The 13,544-nt window shown below is 72.8% G+C and carries 10 protein-coding genes; 4 read left to right on the top strand and 6 right to left on the bottom strand.

Going from position 1 to position 13,544, the window contains the following annotated elements; genetic code table 11:
* Nucleotides 1-66: 66 nt before the first annotated feature.
* Together ABZ887_RS11525 and ABZ887_RS11520 are read right to left on the bottom strand one after the other, a co-directional pair.
* Nucleotides 67-1,680 carry an adenosine deaminase gene (locus ABZ887_RS11525; RefSeq protein WP_361286713.1) on the bottom strand — a complete coding sequence of 538 codons (1,614 nt, stop codon included), beginning with the start codon at nt 1,678-1,680 and terminating at the stop codon, nt 67-69.
* Nucleotides 1,681-1,988: 308 nt separating this feature from the next.
* Nucleotides 1,989-3,179, bottom strand: coding sequence for a permease (locus ABZ887_RS11520; RefSeq protein ID WP_361286294.1), 1,191 nt, complete (start codon nt 3,177-3,179; stop codon nt 1,989-1,991).
* A gap of 196 nt (nt 3,180-3,375) precedes the next feature.
* On the opposite strand from ABZ887_RS11520, the gene ABZ887_RS11515 reads away from it, so the two are divergent.
* Nucleotides 3,376-4,065: a GNAT family protein gene (locus tag ABZ887_RS11515; RefSeq protein WP_361286291.1), complete on the top strand. Its 690-nt coding sequence runs from the start codon at nt 3,376-3,378 to the stop codon at nt 4,063-4,065.
* Here the strand turns inward: ABZ887_RS11515 and ABZ887_RS11510 are convergent.
* Both ABZ887_RS11510 and ABZ887_RS11505 read right to left on the bottom strand, forming a co-directional pair.
* Nucleotides 4,054-4,713: a zinc ribbon domain-containing protein gene (locus ABZ887_RS11510; RefSeq protein WP_361286288.1), complete on the bottom strand. Its 660-nt coding sequence runs from the start codon at nt 4,711-4,713 to the stop codon at nt 4,054-4,056. The two genes, ABZ887_RS11515 and ABZ887_RS11510, sit on opposite strands and share 12 nt — an antisense overlap.
* 155 nt (nt 4,714-4,868) lie before the next feature.
* A complete protein-coding gene (locus ABZ887_RS11505) occupies nt 4,869-6,839 on the bottom strand; it encodes a heavy metal translocating P-type ATPase (RefSeq protein ID WP_361286285.1) in 1,971 nt (656 codons plus the stop codon).
* A gap of 69 nt (nt 6,840-6,908) precedes the next feature.
* On the opposite strand from ABZ887_RS11505, the gene ABZ887_RS11500 reads away from it, so the two are divergent.
* Nucleotides 6,909-7,325 carry a metalloregulator ArsR/SmtB family transcription factor gene (locus ABZ887_RS11500; protein ID WP_361286282.1) on the top strand — a complete coding sequence of 139 codons (417 nt, stop codon included), beginning with the start codon at nt 6,909-6,911 and terminating at the stop codon, nt 7,323-7,325.
* 55 nt (nt 7,326-7,380) lie between these two features.
* Here the strand turns inward: ABZ887_RS11500 and ABZ887_RS11495 are convergent, their stop codons facing one another.
* Together ABZ887_RS11495 and ABZ887_RS11490 are read right to left on the bottom strand one after the other, a co-directional pair.
* Complete coding sequence (locus ABZ887_RS11495) at nt 7,381-8,736, bottom strand: beta-1,3-glucanase family protein (protein WP_361286279.1); 1,356 nt, start codon at nt 8,734-8,736, stop codon at nt 7,381-7,383.
* A gap of 281 nt (nt 8,737-9,017) precedes the next feature.
* Nucleotides 9,018-10,334 (bottom strand): protein kinase, encoded by a 1,317-nt coding sequence (locus tag ABZ887_RS11490; protein WP_361286277.1) that lies wholly within the window; start codon nt 10,332-10,334, stop codon nt 9,018-9,020.
* Between the two features lie 404 nt (nt 10,335-10,738).
* On the opposite strand from ABZ887_RS11490, the gene ABZ887_RS11485 reads away from it, so the two are divergent.
* Together ABZ887_RS11485 and ABZ887_RS11480 are read left to right on the top strand one after the other, a co-directional pair.
* The gene (locus ABZ887_RS11485) at nt 10,739-11,410 is read left to right on the top strand and encodes a hypothetical protein (RefSeq protein ID WP_361286275.1); all 672 of its coding nucleotides are present in this window, start codon (nt 10,739-10,741) and stop codon (nt 11,408-11,410) included.
* Nucleotides 11,411-11,509: 99 nt separating this feature from the next.
* On the top strand, nt 11,510-13,537 hold the full coding sequence (locus ABZ887_RS11480; RefSeq protein WP_361286272.1) for an SPFH domain-containing protein: 2,028 nt from the start codon (nt 11,510-11,512) through the stop codon (nt 13,535-13,537).
* Nucleotides 13,538-13,544: the final 7 nt, after the last annotated feature.

Below are 13,544 nucleotides of genomic sequence, written 5' to 3'. Positions count from 1 at the left end.
GGCTGTATCAGTATGCGGCTCCGCCGCGTGGGCGCGACCAGCCACGACGGCGCGGCAGTCGAACAACTACCGCGTGGTCCGCTCGAAGGCCACAGAGGCCGCCTCCTCGCGCCACTGCACCGCGGCCTTCGTGCTCGCGTCCAGCAGGCGCCGGCATTCCACGCCCGGCGCCCGGCCACTCCCGGGAAGCTGCCCGGCGCAGGCGGCGACCGGACGGTAGCCGTCGCGCGTCGGGTTGCCCTGCCAGAGGCTGCCGCCGGGCAGGAAGGCGTACTCCAGGGAGGCCCGGGCCAGGTCCTTGAGCTCCGGGTACGTCAGCCCGTAGGTCTCCGCGGCGTACTGGTACTCGTGGCTGATGTCGGTGCGGGAGACGCCGGGATCGTCGGTGGCCAGGACGACCGGCACCCCGTAGGACCGGTAGGTGTCGAAGGGGTGCGCGGCGCCGCGCACGCCGAGGATCTGGGCGTTGCTGGTGAAGGGCATCTCGACGGCGATCCGCCGGGCGGCCATCGTGCGGGCCGTCCGCTGCCAGTCGTCCTCGTGGCGGAGGTCCACGCCGTGGCCGACGCGCTCGGCGCCGGCGATGTCCACGGCTTCCCGGATGTGGAACCGCAGGTCCTCCGGCGGCACCAGTCCGGGCCGCAACTCGCCCGCGTGCAGGGTGACACGGGCCCTCGGGTAGACCGTGTGCAGGTACCTCACCATGCGCATCTGCAGGGTGTAGTCGGCGAGCGCGACGGGCCCGTCCTCGGGCTGGACGAGGTTGACGGCGAGGAAACGGGGATCGCGTTCGGCGAGCCGCATGCCGAGGGCCAGTTCGGTGAAGACGCGTTCCCGGGACTCGCCGCGGAAGGCCTGGTAGACGAAGCGGACGGTGAGCCGGCAGCCGGGGCGGGGGCGGTCGGTGCCGCAGCGGGCGGCGGCCCGGAACCCGGCGTCGGCGTCGTCCGTCGCCCGGCGCGCGTCGGCGACCACCTCGTCGAGCCGGCCGCCCTCGACGAGCCTCGCGTGCAGGGCGGCGAGGTCGGGGTCCCAGCCGACCTCGTCGGCGAGCTGCTCGGCGCGGTCGGAGGCCGGGTTGACCATGGTCTCCAGATAGAACTGGTGCTGCGCCGCGACCGAGTCGGCGACCTCGGCGAGCACCTTGCCCGGATGGAGCGAGGGCACCAGCCCGAACTTGTCGAACGTGGCGAAGAAGTGGTCGTGGCCGCTCTGGTCCGGCGGGAAGCCGTACATGGACCAGGCCCGCAGGATCGCCTCGCGGAAGTCACGGTCGCCACGGGCGTCGGCGGCCGGCCGGGTGCCGGGGCCGCAGGGAGGTACGACGGCGGTCAGCGTCGCCGTGTCGACGCACAGCCCGTCCGCGGCGGCGAGCGCGATCAGGTGCTCGGTCCTGACCGCACCGAAGAGGTGGTTGTGCAGGTCGCCGCCCTTGGGCAGCTTCCGGAAGAACCTGCGCAGGGCCCGGGGGTCCTGGGCCCTGCGCAGCGACGTCAGGTAGGCGTCGGTGCGGGCTTCGGCATCCGTCGGCGGGCGTGCCGCCGCCCGGGCCCCCGCTTGTGCGGCCGCGGGTGGTGCGGCCGACAGGCAGGTCAGCAGGGAGCAGCAGAGCAGGGTCAGGGCCGCGGCGAGGGTGCGGACGAGGGCGCGGACGAGAGGGCGGGCGAAGAGGCGGGCCATGGCCGGGTACTGGGCGGCGGCTGCGACGGCGGGCGCCGTGCGGCGTGGGTGGCCGGCAGTGCGAGTGCTGTCGTAGGTCGTCACGGACCGATGATCATCAAGTCGGCCCGGCCGGGCCGGGACAGCCACGCGGCACGCACCGCGGAGCCACCCGAGCGGGCGCAGCGGTGCGTGCGGTGTGGCTGTCCCGTCCCGTGGCCGGCATCCGCTCCGCCGCCCCGTCGAGGGTGCCGTGCACGCGACGGTAGAGGTTGCGCCGGCTGCGGCCCCGGTCCTCGGCGGTCAGCGGGCGGTCCAGCGGGATCCCGTCACGGATGGTGCTCGCCGTGCGGATGCTCGTGCCCTGCCTGATGCTCCCCGCCGGGTCCGTCCGGCGAACCCCCCATCATCCGCAGCATCGCCGGGCCGCCGGTGCGCAGGAACCGTACGACCAGCGCGGCGGCCAGCAGCAGGAAGGCGATGTTGAGGTACGTGGTGTAGTTCCAGCTGATCCCGTCGTCGGGGATCTTCGCGTCGGCCTGGTCGGGGACCAGCCCCAGCCCCCCGAAGACGAGCTCCACGACGTAGCCGGCCACCGCCATCGAGACGAAGAAGGTGCCCAGCAGGAAGGCGGCCATCCGGGCGCCGTAGTACTTCCGGTAGATGTTGAGGATCGGCAGGATCAGCAGGTCGGCGTAGATGAAGGCGATGACGCCGCCGAAGCTGATGCCGCCCTTCCAGAGCACCACGGCCAGCGGCACGTTGCCGATCGAGCAGACGAACGAGGCGATGGCCACCAGCGGCCCGATCAGCGGTCCGGTCAGCTTGGCCGCGAGCGGATGGCCGGACAGGAAGAAGCTGCGCCAGAAGTCGTCCGGCACCCAGGCGGCGATCGCCCCGGCGATCAGCAGGCCCGCCACCAGGTCGCGCAGGATCGCCGCCCACTCCATGACGAAGATGTGGGAGACGGACGTGAACCCGTCCCGGGAGAGCAGCCGGCGCGCGAAACCGCCCTCGCCGCCCACGGACATGTCCATCGCCGCATGCCCCTCCATGGAGCCCGCGAGCCCCCGGTCCGCCTGCTCCCGCGCCTGCCGCAACAGCCGCTCCCGCAGCAGGACCCGGAACAGCACGGCGAGGACGACGATCATGATCGGGCCGCCGACGAACTCCGCCGCGGTGAACTGCCACCCCATCAGCAGGGCCAGGATCACGCCCAGTTCGATCACGAGGTTGGTGGAGGCGATCTCGAAGGCCATGGCGGCGGTGAAGTCCGCGCCCTTGCGGAAGAGGGAGCGGGCGAGGGCGACGGCGGCGTAGGAACAGGACGAGGAGGCGGCGCCGAACCCCGCGGACAGCGCGAGCGTACGGGGCCGGTCGTCCCCGAGCAGCCGTACGACCGTCTCCCGGCGCACCACGGCCTGCACGACCGCGGAGAGCGTGAAGCCGAGGATCAGCGCCCAGGTGATCTCCCAGGTCATCGATCCGGCGATGGCGAGCGCGTGCCCGATCGCATGCATGGTGTCCGCCCTTCGCAGCCGGTCGCGACCATCAGGTTATATACCCCTGGAGGGTATGAGGCCAGTGGTGCCACGGCATCCGGGTGGCGCGCCCCTCCTGTTCGCGCGCCGACGGCAGTACACTCCGGCTGCCGTCCCGGCTGCCACGGCCGCCAGGGGCTTCGGAGGTCTTCGGGGTCTTCGGGGGGAGAGTCACATGCTCTGGTCTCGGTTCCGCCGTGCGCGGTCGGCCCCCAGGCTCCCGCTGCCCGGTCCGTGTGGGCACCGGCGGCACACCCTGCGCACGGAGCGGCTCCTCCTCTACACCCCGGAGACGATGCTGGACCTCCTCGCCGCGGTGGCCGCCGCCTCGGACCCGGAGGCCCAGCGATGGCTCGGCTGGGGCGTAGGCGACCTCGTCGGCGCCAGCGTCCGCAAGGACCTGCTCCGGCTGTGCCCCGGTGACACCGACGCGCTACGGGCGTCCGCGACGGCCGGGCGCCTGCTGGCCCGGCCCTACCAGCCCCGCCCCGGCGGGGAGGAGATGCTGGTCGGCGTACGCCTGGACGACGGCAGATACGCCGGTGCCACGGGGCTGTTCCCGGGCACCGGGGAGGTCGGCGGATGGCTGGCGCCCCACGCCCGTGGCCTGGGGCTCGGCACCGAACTGTTCCGGGCCGCCGCGGTCCTCGGCCATGCCCACCTGGGGCTGCGGACGCTGCGGGCGGGCTACGAGCCGGCGAACGCCGCGAGCGGCCGGGCCCTGGCGGGCGCCGGCTTCGTCGCGGCCGTCGGACCGCCGCGCCACACCCTCCCCGACGGCCGCGAGATCGAGGCCCGCTGGGTCCGGTACATGACGACGGCCCCGCCCGCCCGCTGCCCGGGAGCCGCCCCGCTACCTGCGTGAGCCGCACCCCGGGCAGAAGGCGGCCCCGTCCGGCACCGCCGCGGAACAGGAGGAACACCGCTCGGACTGGGCCAGGTGGTAGCCGCAGCCGGAGCAGAAGGCGGCGCCGTGCGTCTCGGTGCGGCACTGCGGGCAGACCAACTGGCGGGGCGTGCTGGGGTCGTAGCCCTGCCCGGCCTGCTGTCCCGCGGCGTACGCCCGTTGCGAGGCCATGTCGTTGAGGCCGCGCTGCTGGGCCGCCATGGCCTCGGCCGCCGTGTCCGGAGCGCACCGCAGACACAGCCCCTGGGCCGCGTTCCAGCAGCGGCCGCACACGTAGTCGGTGCAGCGCGCGCAGCGGTTGAAGTGCCCCTGAGCGTTGTCGATCGCCCGCTGGAACGCCTCGTCGCGGGAGCGCCCGTAACCGGCCCCCGCCAGCCCCTCGGCCGCCGACGACAGCCCCGTCCCGGTACGGCCGAGCAGCCCCCAGGCCACGTCGGCCCCCTTGCGGACCCAGGTGGCGGCCCGCTCTCCGGTGTAGGGCTCGAACGGTGAGCGCCAGGTGTCGTAACAGCGTGAGCAGGAGAACTCGAACTGGAAGCCGGCACCGGTCCCGTTGCGCTCGCACAGATCCCGGTAGTTGTTGCTGAAGTAGATCTCGGCGCTCATGTGGTCCCCCCACAGGTCAGGCCATCGGACACATGCCGTACGACGCAGGGGAAACGGTACTGGTTCTGGCCAAAGGCGCCGAGTTCAGGACATGACCTCATCATGACCTCGACATGACCTCAGGGCGTACGTCGGGGCGTATCTCAGGGCGTACCTCACGGCGTACCCCAGGCCCGGTCCGCGAGCAGGCGCAGGCCGTTGAGGCCGACGAGCACGGTGGAGCCCTCGTGCCCGGCGACGCCCAGGGGCAGGGGCAGGTCGCCGGCCAGGTCCCAGACGACCAGGCCGGCGACGAACACCCCGGCGACGACGAGGTTCTGCACGACCAGGCGCCGGGCCCGGCGGGAGAGCGCGACCACGGCCGGGATCGTCGCCAGTTCGTCGCGTACGACGACGGCGTCGGCGGTCTCCAGGGCCAGGTCGGAACCGGCGCGGCCCATGGCGATGCCGGTGTGGGCGGCGGCGAGCGCGGGGGCGTCGTTGACGCCGTCGCCGACGACGAGCACCTTCCGCCCGGCCCGCGCCAGTTCCCGCACCGCGGTGACCTTGTCCTCGGGCAGGAGACCGGCGCGGACGTCCGTGATGCCGGCCTCGTCGGCCAGCCGGGCCGCCGCGCGCGGGTTGTCACCGGTGACCAGTACCGGGGCGCTGCCGGTGAGTTCGCCCAGCGCGGCGACCGCGGCCGCCGCCTCCGCGCGCAGCCGGTCGGCGATGCCGAGCACACCGACCGGTGTGCCGTCGGCCATGACCAGCACGGCGGTGCGGCCCTGCCCCTCCAGCCCGGCGACGTCCGCGGCGACGACCGCGGCGACGTCCGAGGCGGTGTCCGCGGTGGCGAGCGCGGTGGCCGCAGCGGCTGCGCCGGCCGGATGCGCGCTGCCGTCGTCCAGCAGTCGGGCCGGGCTGCCGACCCCGATCCGGCGGCCGCACACCACGGCGGTCACACCGGTACCGGGCGCCGAGGCGAACTCCGCCGCGGCCGGGATGTCCAGGCCACGGCTGCGGGCCGCGTCCACGACGGCGCGGGCCAGCGGGTGTTCGCTCGGGTGCTCGGCCGCCGCCGCGAGCCGCAGCAGTTCCTGCTCGTCGAGCCGGGACCCGGGCAGCGGACGGACGTCGGTGACGCGCGGGGTGCCCTCGGTCAGGGTGCCGGTCTTGTCCAGGGCGACGGCGTCCACCTGGCCGAGGCGTTCCATGACGACGGCCGACTTGACCAGCACGCCGTGCCGGCCGGCGTTGGCGATCGCCGACAGCAGCGGCGGCATCGTCGCCAGGACCACGGCGCACGGCGAGGCCACGATCATGAAGGTCATGGCCCGCAGCAGGGTGGACTGCAGCCCGGCGCCGAACAGCAGGGGCAGCGCGAACAGGGCCACGGTGGCGGCGACCATCGCGATCGAGTAGCGCTGTTCGACCTTCTCGATGAAGAGCTGGGTGGGCGCCTTGGTCCCGGCGGCCTCCTCGACCATGGCGACGATCCGGGTGATGACCGAGTCGGACGGGTCGCGTTCGACCTTCATCCGCAGGGCGCCGGTGCCGTTGAGGGTGCCGGCGAACACCTCGTCCCCGGCCGCCTTGGCCACCGGCAGCGGCTCGCCGGTGACGGTGGCCTGGTCGACGTCGCTCGCGCCGTCCAGGACCCGGCCGTCCGCGCCGATCCGCTCGCCGGGCCGGACCAGGAGGGTGTCGCCCACGCGCAGTTCCCCGGTGGCCACGGTCTCCTCCGTGCCGTCGTCCGCGAGCCGGGTGGCGGTGGCGGGGGCGAGGTCGAGCAGGCCGCGCACGGAGTCGGCGGTGCGGGCGGTGGCGAGCGCCTCCAGCGCTCCGGAGGTCGCGAAGATGACGATCAGCAGGGCGCCGTCCAGCACCTGCCCGATCGCCGCCGCACCGAGCGTGGCGACCACCATCAGCAGGTCCACGTCCAGGGTGCGCGCCCGCAGGGCCCGCAGCCCGGCCCAGCCGGGCTCCCAGCCGCCGGTGACGTAGACGGCCGTGAACAGCGGGCCCCACGACCAGGCCGGTGCCGAGGCCAGGTACAGCGGCAGCGCGGCCAGGAACAGCAGCAGCGCGGCCGCCGCCCAACGGGCCTCGGACAGCGCCAGGATCCGGGTGCGAGTGGAAGACATCCCGCCACCATACAGGAACACATGAAGAGCAATTCATTTGTTCATGGGTGGCGTCTGTACGATGGGCGCATGGGTCATGGAGCCGCACAACCGGCCGGCAACGTTCCGCGCGCTCGCCTCACCGCGGCCGACGCGGCCAAGGTCGCCACCACGCTCCAGGCCCTGGCGACCCCGTCCCGGCTGCTCATCCTGGCCCGCCTGCGCGAGGGCCCGCTGCCCGCGACCGAACTGGCGGCGGAGGTCGGCATGGAGCAGTCCGCCTGCTCCCACCAGCTGCGCCTGCTGCGCAACCTGGACCTGGTCGTGGGCACCCGCAGAGGTCGCTCGGTGGTCTACTCCCTCTACGACAACCACGTCGCCGAACTCCTGGACCAGGCCCTGTACCACGTCGAACACCTCGGGCTCGGCCTGAACGACACCCCTGCCACGGACGCGGACGCGGAGCCCGAGCCGGAGCCCGGAACGGTCGGCGCCCCCACGGCCTGACGGGCGGGAGACGGACGGGACCGGACCCCGGCCCGGCCCCGTTCCGCCGGGTCGCTCACCAGCCGACGGCGACCAGGAGCCACTGCGGGTCGGCGTGGGAGACGAACGAGGACTGGCCCGCCACGTCGTCGTACGGGAACCCGTAGGCGAGGTGGTTGATGGCGTTGTCGTGCCAGAACCTGGCGTAGTAGTTCGCGGGTGCCGCCGTGTAGAACTGGGCCGGGTCGGACTGCTGGGAGGCCGGCAGGGTGGCGACGTGGCGGTTGAGCGCGGCGCACATGTTCGGGTTCGCCGCGAGGGAGGCCGCGCAGCCGAAGATGTCGGAGGTGGCCGCGGTCACGCCCACCGACTGGGCGTACGAGGTGAAGTAGTTCGCGTTGGCGCCGCCCGCGCGGAAGCTCGGGTCGCTGCCGGGCGCGATGATCCGGTACGGGGCCTGGGTCTGGGCCAGCACGTCGAACTGGGACGGCACCGCGTCGACGAACCGCTGGAACGTGGTGGCGCGGTCCTCGGCGAAGGTCTGCCGGTTCTCGCCGACCTCGACGTCGTAACCGTCCTTGCTGTGCAGGCGCATGGCCAGTTTCAGGCCGAAGGCGTCGACCCGGGTGGTGTTCCCGTTGAAGACGTTGTTGCCGACCGTGAACTCGATGAAGTCGTAGTACGCACTGGTGGGCGAGCCCAGGTAGAAGTACATGCGGCCCGCGGAGTTGGCCGGCATGTCGAGGTAGGGCTGCTCGGCGATGGAGTGCGTCTGGCCGTTGAAGCTCCAGTACACCTGGCTGTCGGGGTACTTGCCGTTGGTGCGGTTGAGGATCTTCACCTCGACGGCGTTGTTCGCCGCGGGGATGTCGGCGGTGCTGCCCCAGAAGTCGTCGGGCGGGGTGGTGGACCCGGGGCCGTAGACCTGGAACTCCCACAGGGAGTAGCCGTACGGGGTGCCCCGCGCGGTGCCGTAGAGGCGGACGTAGCGCCCGCTGCCGGTGACGGCGGGGCTCTGGGTGCCGCCGGTGGCGGTGGTCGTCGAGTAGACGGTGGTCCAGGTGGTGGCGTCGGTGGAGGTCTGGATCTGGAAGGCCTTCGCGTAGGCGGCCTCCCAGTTCAGGGTGACGCTGCTGAGCTGCTGGACGGAGCCGAGGTCCACCTGCAGCCACTGCGGGTCGGCGAAGGCCGAGGACCAGCGGGTGCCGGTGTTGCCGTCGACCGCGGCGCTCGCGGGGAAGGACGCGTTCTCGGTCGAGGAGGCGGTGGCCGGCCTGCCCTGGGACAGCAACTGGTCGGCGGCGTGCGCGGGCGCCGGTGCGAGGACGGCGAAGAAGGCGGCGATCAGGACGACGACCAGCCCGAGCGCCGCGCGTGGGCCTACCGCGCGGGCCGGAGGTCTGTGGGTGGGTGCGCCGACGGGACTCTGCATGCGGGTCTCCTCAAGCCGGTTCGGCGTGCGTGGGGATGGAGCAACAGCAGACATGAGAGCGCTCCCTCGGGTTGTAGACCCGCCCCTGCCCGCCGTCAACAACTGAAGCCGAAATCGGTCTGGTTGAGCCCCCGCAGCCGACACGACGCAGTTCCCGGCCCTGCCGCGGCGCACGACGCGCCCACCGGATTCGGTTTCCGACTGCTCGGAGGGCTCCGGGCCGCCGCGTTTCTACAACCCTTGGACCAACCGGTACGGACCTTTCCGCGCCACCGGGCCGATCAGCCCTTGTCGTCCTCGCCGCCCTTGTCCTTGCCCTTCTTCGGGGCCGGCTGGCTGCCCGGGCCGCTGTCGTCGCCGGTTCCGGGCTTCTTGCCACCGGTCGCCGGAGGGTTCGGGGACGAGGGCGTGCCCGGGGCCTGGTTCGTGGCGCTGGACGGATCGGTCGCCGGTGTGTCCGCCGAGCTGTGGTCGGGGGAGAACCACGCGATGCCGACCAGCAGCGCACCGAGGAAGATCACCACGGCGGCGACGGCGCTCACCGTCCTTGAACGGCGTGCGGAGACGGTGCGGCCTCCCGTCCGCTGACGGCGCCGCCCGCGGTGGGCCGGAGCGGCGCCGGCGGCGGTGGACGGGAAGGCGTAGGTGGTGACGGAGCCCGGCGGCAGGCCCGTTTCGGGCCACGCCCCCGCCGGTGCCCCGGAGGCGGTCGCACCCGGCTCCGGCGCGGGGCGCGGTGCGGGGCGCGATGCGGTGCGCGGTGCGGCCGCCGGGAGGGGCTCGGGGCGTCCTCTCCAGGAGCCCGCGGCGAACCACTCGGCCGTCTGACGCGCTGTGGGACGGTCCTCGGGCCGCTTGGCGAGGAGGCCGAGCAGGTAGTTCTCGAAGGCGGGCGGCAGCCCGACGCCCAGCTCCCGCGGCGGTACGGGGGGCGTGTCGAGGTGGTGGTGGAGCACCGCGATGGCGCTCTCGGCGTTGAACGGCACCCGTCCGGTGAGGAGTTGGTAGAGCACGCAGCCGAGCGAGTAGACGTCGGACGGCGGTCCGGCGGGCTGCCCCAGGGCACGTTCGGGGGCGATGTACAGGCTGGTCCCGACGATCTGGCCGGTCGCGGTGAGCGCGCCACCCGGGTCGTCCATGAAGCGGGCTATGCCGAAGTCTCCGATCTTCACGGATCCGACGGCGTCGAGGAGGAGGTTGCCGGGTTTGATGTCCCGGTGCACGATGCCCTGTTCGTGTGCGACGGCGAGTCCGGCGGCCGCCTGGGCGGCGATGCGGGCGACCTCCTCGGCCGGCAGGGATCCCGCCTGGGCGAGCACGCGGTGCAGACTGTCGCCCTCGACCAGCTCCATCACCAGGAACAGCCGGCCCTCCTGCTCGCCGAAGTCGACGACGCCGACCACGTTCGGGTGCTGGAGCCGGCCCGCGGTCTGGGCCTCCAGGCGGAAGCGGGCGGCGGCGGTGGGGTCGGTGTGCTGGGCGAGCAGGAGCTTGACCGCGACCGGTCTGCCGAGCATCTCGTCGTACGCCCGCCAGACCTCGCCCATCGCGCCGCGCCCGATGGCGGTCTTCAGCCGGTACCGGCCCGCTATCAGCACCTTTTACTTCTTCCTCACACAGTGAGACGACTCGACCGCTGTCGGCCATGTCCCTGTGAGAGGACGGATGTTGGTGGGTTGCCGCAGCCTCCCCACTCTACTGGCGGCCCGACCACGACCGACCACGAACGGGAGTTGCTCCCCTTTGATCAGCTGTTGAGCTTCTTCGGGGCGCGGGCGGCGCGTTCCACCGCGATCAGCACCGTGGCCCTGCCGGAGACCGCGACGGCCACCTTGTTCCGTACCCGTTCCGGCGCCGAGGGGTGTGAGCTGAACCGGGACGTGAAGGAGCCGTCAAGATTTCCGGGATCATGCGCTGCGCGGTCGTTGTCGCGGTGTCACCCTTGCGGCTGCGGCACACGAAGCGTGGCCGTCGGGGGATCTGCAGAGGCGGGGCGAGTGCAGTGGGGGACTTCCTGGGGGCGGTCACGGCGTTTCCGACCGTGGTCTTCACCTTCGCGCTCGTCGTGGTCGCGGTCTACTGGCTGCTGGTGCTCCTGGGGGGCGCCCATCTCCACGGGGCGCGCGGAGGACATCACGGCCACGGGCACGGCCATGGCCATGGCGGGGGGCGCCACGGGCACGGGCCCGGCGGGGGGCGCCACGGCCACGGGCGACTGCAGAAGGTGCTGGGCCTGGGCGGGGTGCCGATCACCGTGGCGGTGTCGCTGGTGGTCGCCTTCGCCTGGTTCAGCGCGCTGAGCGGCCGGGTCGCACTCGGCAGCGGGCACGGGGGAGTCCTGCTGCCGGTCGCCCTGGCCGGCGGGTGGGCGGGAGCGCGGCTGCTGGCGTGGCCGCTGGGGCGGCTGATGCCGGCGCCCGCCCCGCCACCGTCGCGCCGGGACTTCGTCGGCCTCGGCTGTGTGATCCGCACCGGCCGGGTCGGCCCCGACTTCGGACAGGCCGAGGTCCGTGCGGCCGACGGCTCCTCCGCCGTCGTACAGGTCCGGCAGAGCCTCGACGACGCGGCCGGGCCGGGCGGCGCGCTCCGCACCGGGGCGTCGGCACTCATCTACGACTACGACGACGCGGGCGAGTACTTCTGGGTCATGCCCGCCGTGCCGACCACCGGCTGACGCGACAACACCCCCCGTCGTCCCCGTCGTTCGTCCGGGCGTTCCGCACGCCCGTCGCTCACTCATCCATCCACGGCAAGGTCGTCCAAGGGAACAGCCATGTCTGTCGTCACCATCGGAATCGGCGTACTCGTCGCCGTCCTGCTGCTCATCGGCCTGGGCACGCTGCTGCTCTTCGGCCGGCTGTTCCGCAAGGTCGTCCAGGGCGAGGCCCTGATCGTCTCCCGGCCCAAGAGCGTCGACGTCACCTTCACCGGCGCCCTGGTGCTGCCGATGCTGCACCGGGCGGAGGTCATGGACATCTCGGTGAAGACCATCGAGATCATCCGCACCGGCCGGGAGGGCATGATCTGCAGGGACAACATCCGCGCCGACATCCAGATCACGTTCTTCGTCCGGGTCAACAAGACGGTGGAGGACGTCGTCAAGGTCGCCCAGGCGATCGGCACGGAGCGGGCCAGCCATCAGGAAACCCTCCAGAACCTGTTCAGCGCGAAGTTCGCCGAGGCGCTGCGGACCGTCGGCAAGCAGCTCGACTTCGCCGACCTCTACACCAAGCGCGAGGAGTTCAGGGACCGCATCGTCGCGGCCATCGGCACCGACCTGAACGGCTACCACCTCGAAGACGCCGCGATCGACCACCTCGAACAGACCCCGCTGGGACAGCTCGACGCGTCCAACATCCTGGACGCCCAGGGCATCCGGAAGATCACCGAACTGACGGCGCTGGAGCACATCCGCACCAACGACTTCCAGCGCAACGAGGAGATGGAGATCACCCGCCAGAACGTGGACGCCCGCGAGGCCGTCCTCGAACTGGAACGGCGGCGCGCGGAGGCGGAGATCCGGCAGCGCAAGGGGATCGAGACCCTGCGCGCCCAGGAGGAGGCGGCCACCGCGCAGGTCCAGGAGGAGGAGCGGCTCAAGGCGCACAGCGCGCTGCTGCGGACCGAGGAACTGCTCGGCGTCCAGCGGGAGAACCAGGTCCGGGAGATCGCGGTCGCCGAGAAGAACCGGGAGCGGGTCCTCGCGGTGGAGAGCGAGCGCATCGAGAAGGACCGGCTGCTGGAGGTCGTCAACCGGGAGCGGGAGGTGGAGCTCGCCCGGGCGGAGAAGGAGAAGCAGGTCGAGGTGGAGCGCCGGAGCGTGGCCGACGTGGTGCGCGAGCGGGTCGCGGTGGACCGTACGGTCGCGGAGCAGGAGGAGGAGATCAAGCGGGTCCGGGTCGTCCAGGAGGCCGAGCGTACCCGGCAGACCGTGATCATCGCCGCCGAGGCGGAGGCGCAGGAGCAGCTGGTCAAGGACATCAAGGCGGCCGAGGCCGCCGAGCAGGCCGCGCACCTGCGGGCCAAGGAGCAGCTGGTGCTGGCCGAGGCCGGGCAGAAGCGCGCGGAACTGGAGGCCGCCGCCAACATGCGCCGGGCGGAGGGCGAACGCGCCCTGGCCGGGGCGGCCGGCCTGGCCCAGGCCGAGGTGGCCGAGCGGCAGGCCATGGCCGAGGCGGCCGGCGTGCGGGCCCGGCTGGAGGGCGAGGCCGCGGGCCTCAAGGAGAAGGCGGACGCCGTCCAGAAGGTCGGGCTCGCCGAGGCCGCCGTCGCGGAGAGCAAGGCGAACGCGGAGGCGGCGGGCATCCGGGAGCGGCTGCTCGGCGAGGCCGCCGGTCTCAAGGAGAAGGCGGCGGCGATGGCCGCGCTGGACGAGGTGTCCCGGACCCATGAGGAGTTCCGGCTCCGCCTGGCCGCGGACAAGGAGGTCCGGATGGCCGCGCTGGAGGTCCAGAGCAAGGTGGCCGAGGCCCAGGCGGCGGTGCTGGCCGCCGGACTGGAGAGCGCGGACATCGACATCGTCGGCGGCGACAGCGTGTTCCTGGAACGGCTGGTCGGCGCGGTGTCCTTCGGCAAGTCCATCGACGGCGCGGTCCAGGGCTCGGAGACCATACAGACCCTCGGAGCGGACTGGCTGAACAGCGAGAAGAGCTTCAGCGACGACGCGACGGAGGTGCTCCGCTCACTGGCCGCCGGGGGCCCGTGGAACCTGGCCCTGCTGCTGAAGCTCCTGAGCGGCCAGCCGGACGGCACCACCGCCCCGACCGACCCGGTCCAACTCGCCAACGGCACCACCAAGTAGCGCGACG

This window comes from Streptomyces sp. NPDC047061 (assembly GCF_040643955.1).
In the GTDB taxonomy this organism is placed as follows: domain Bacteria; phylum Actinomycetota; class Actinomycetes; order Streptomycetales; family Streptomycetaceae; genus Streptomyces.
Note: the sequence above shows the minus strand (reverse complement) of the source record. Positions and strands in the feature narration are given on the sequence as shown.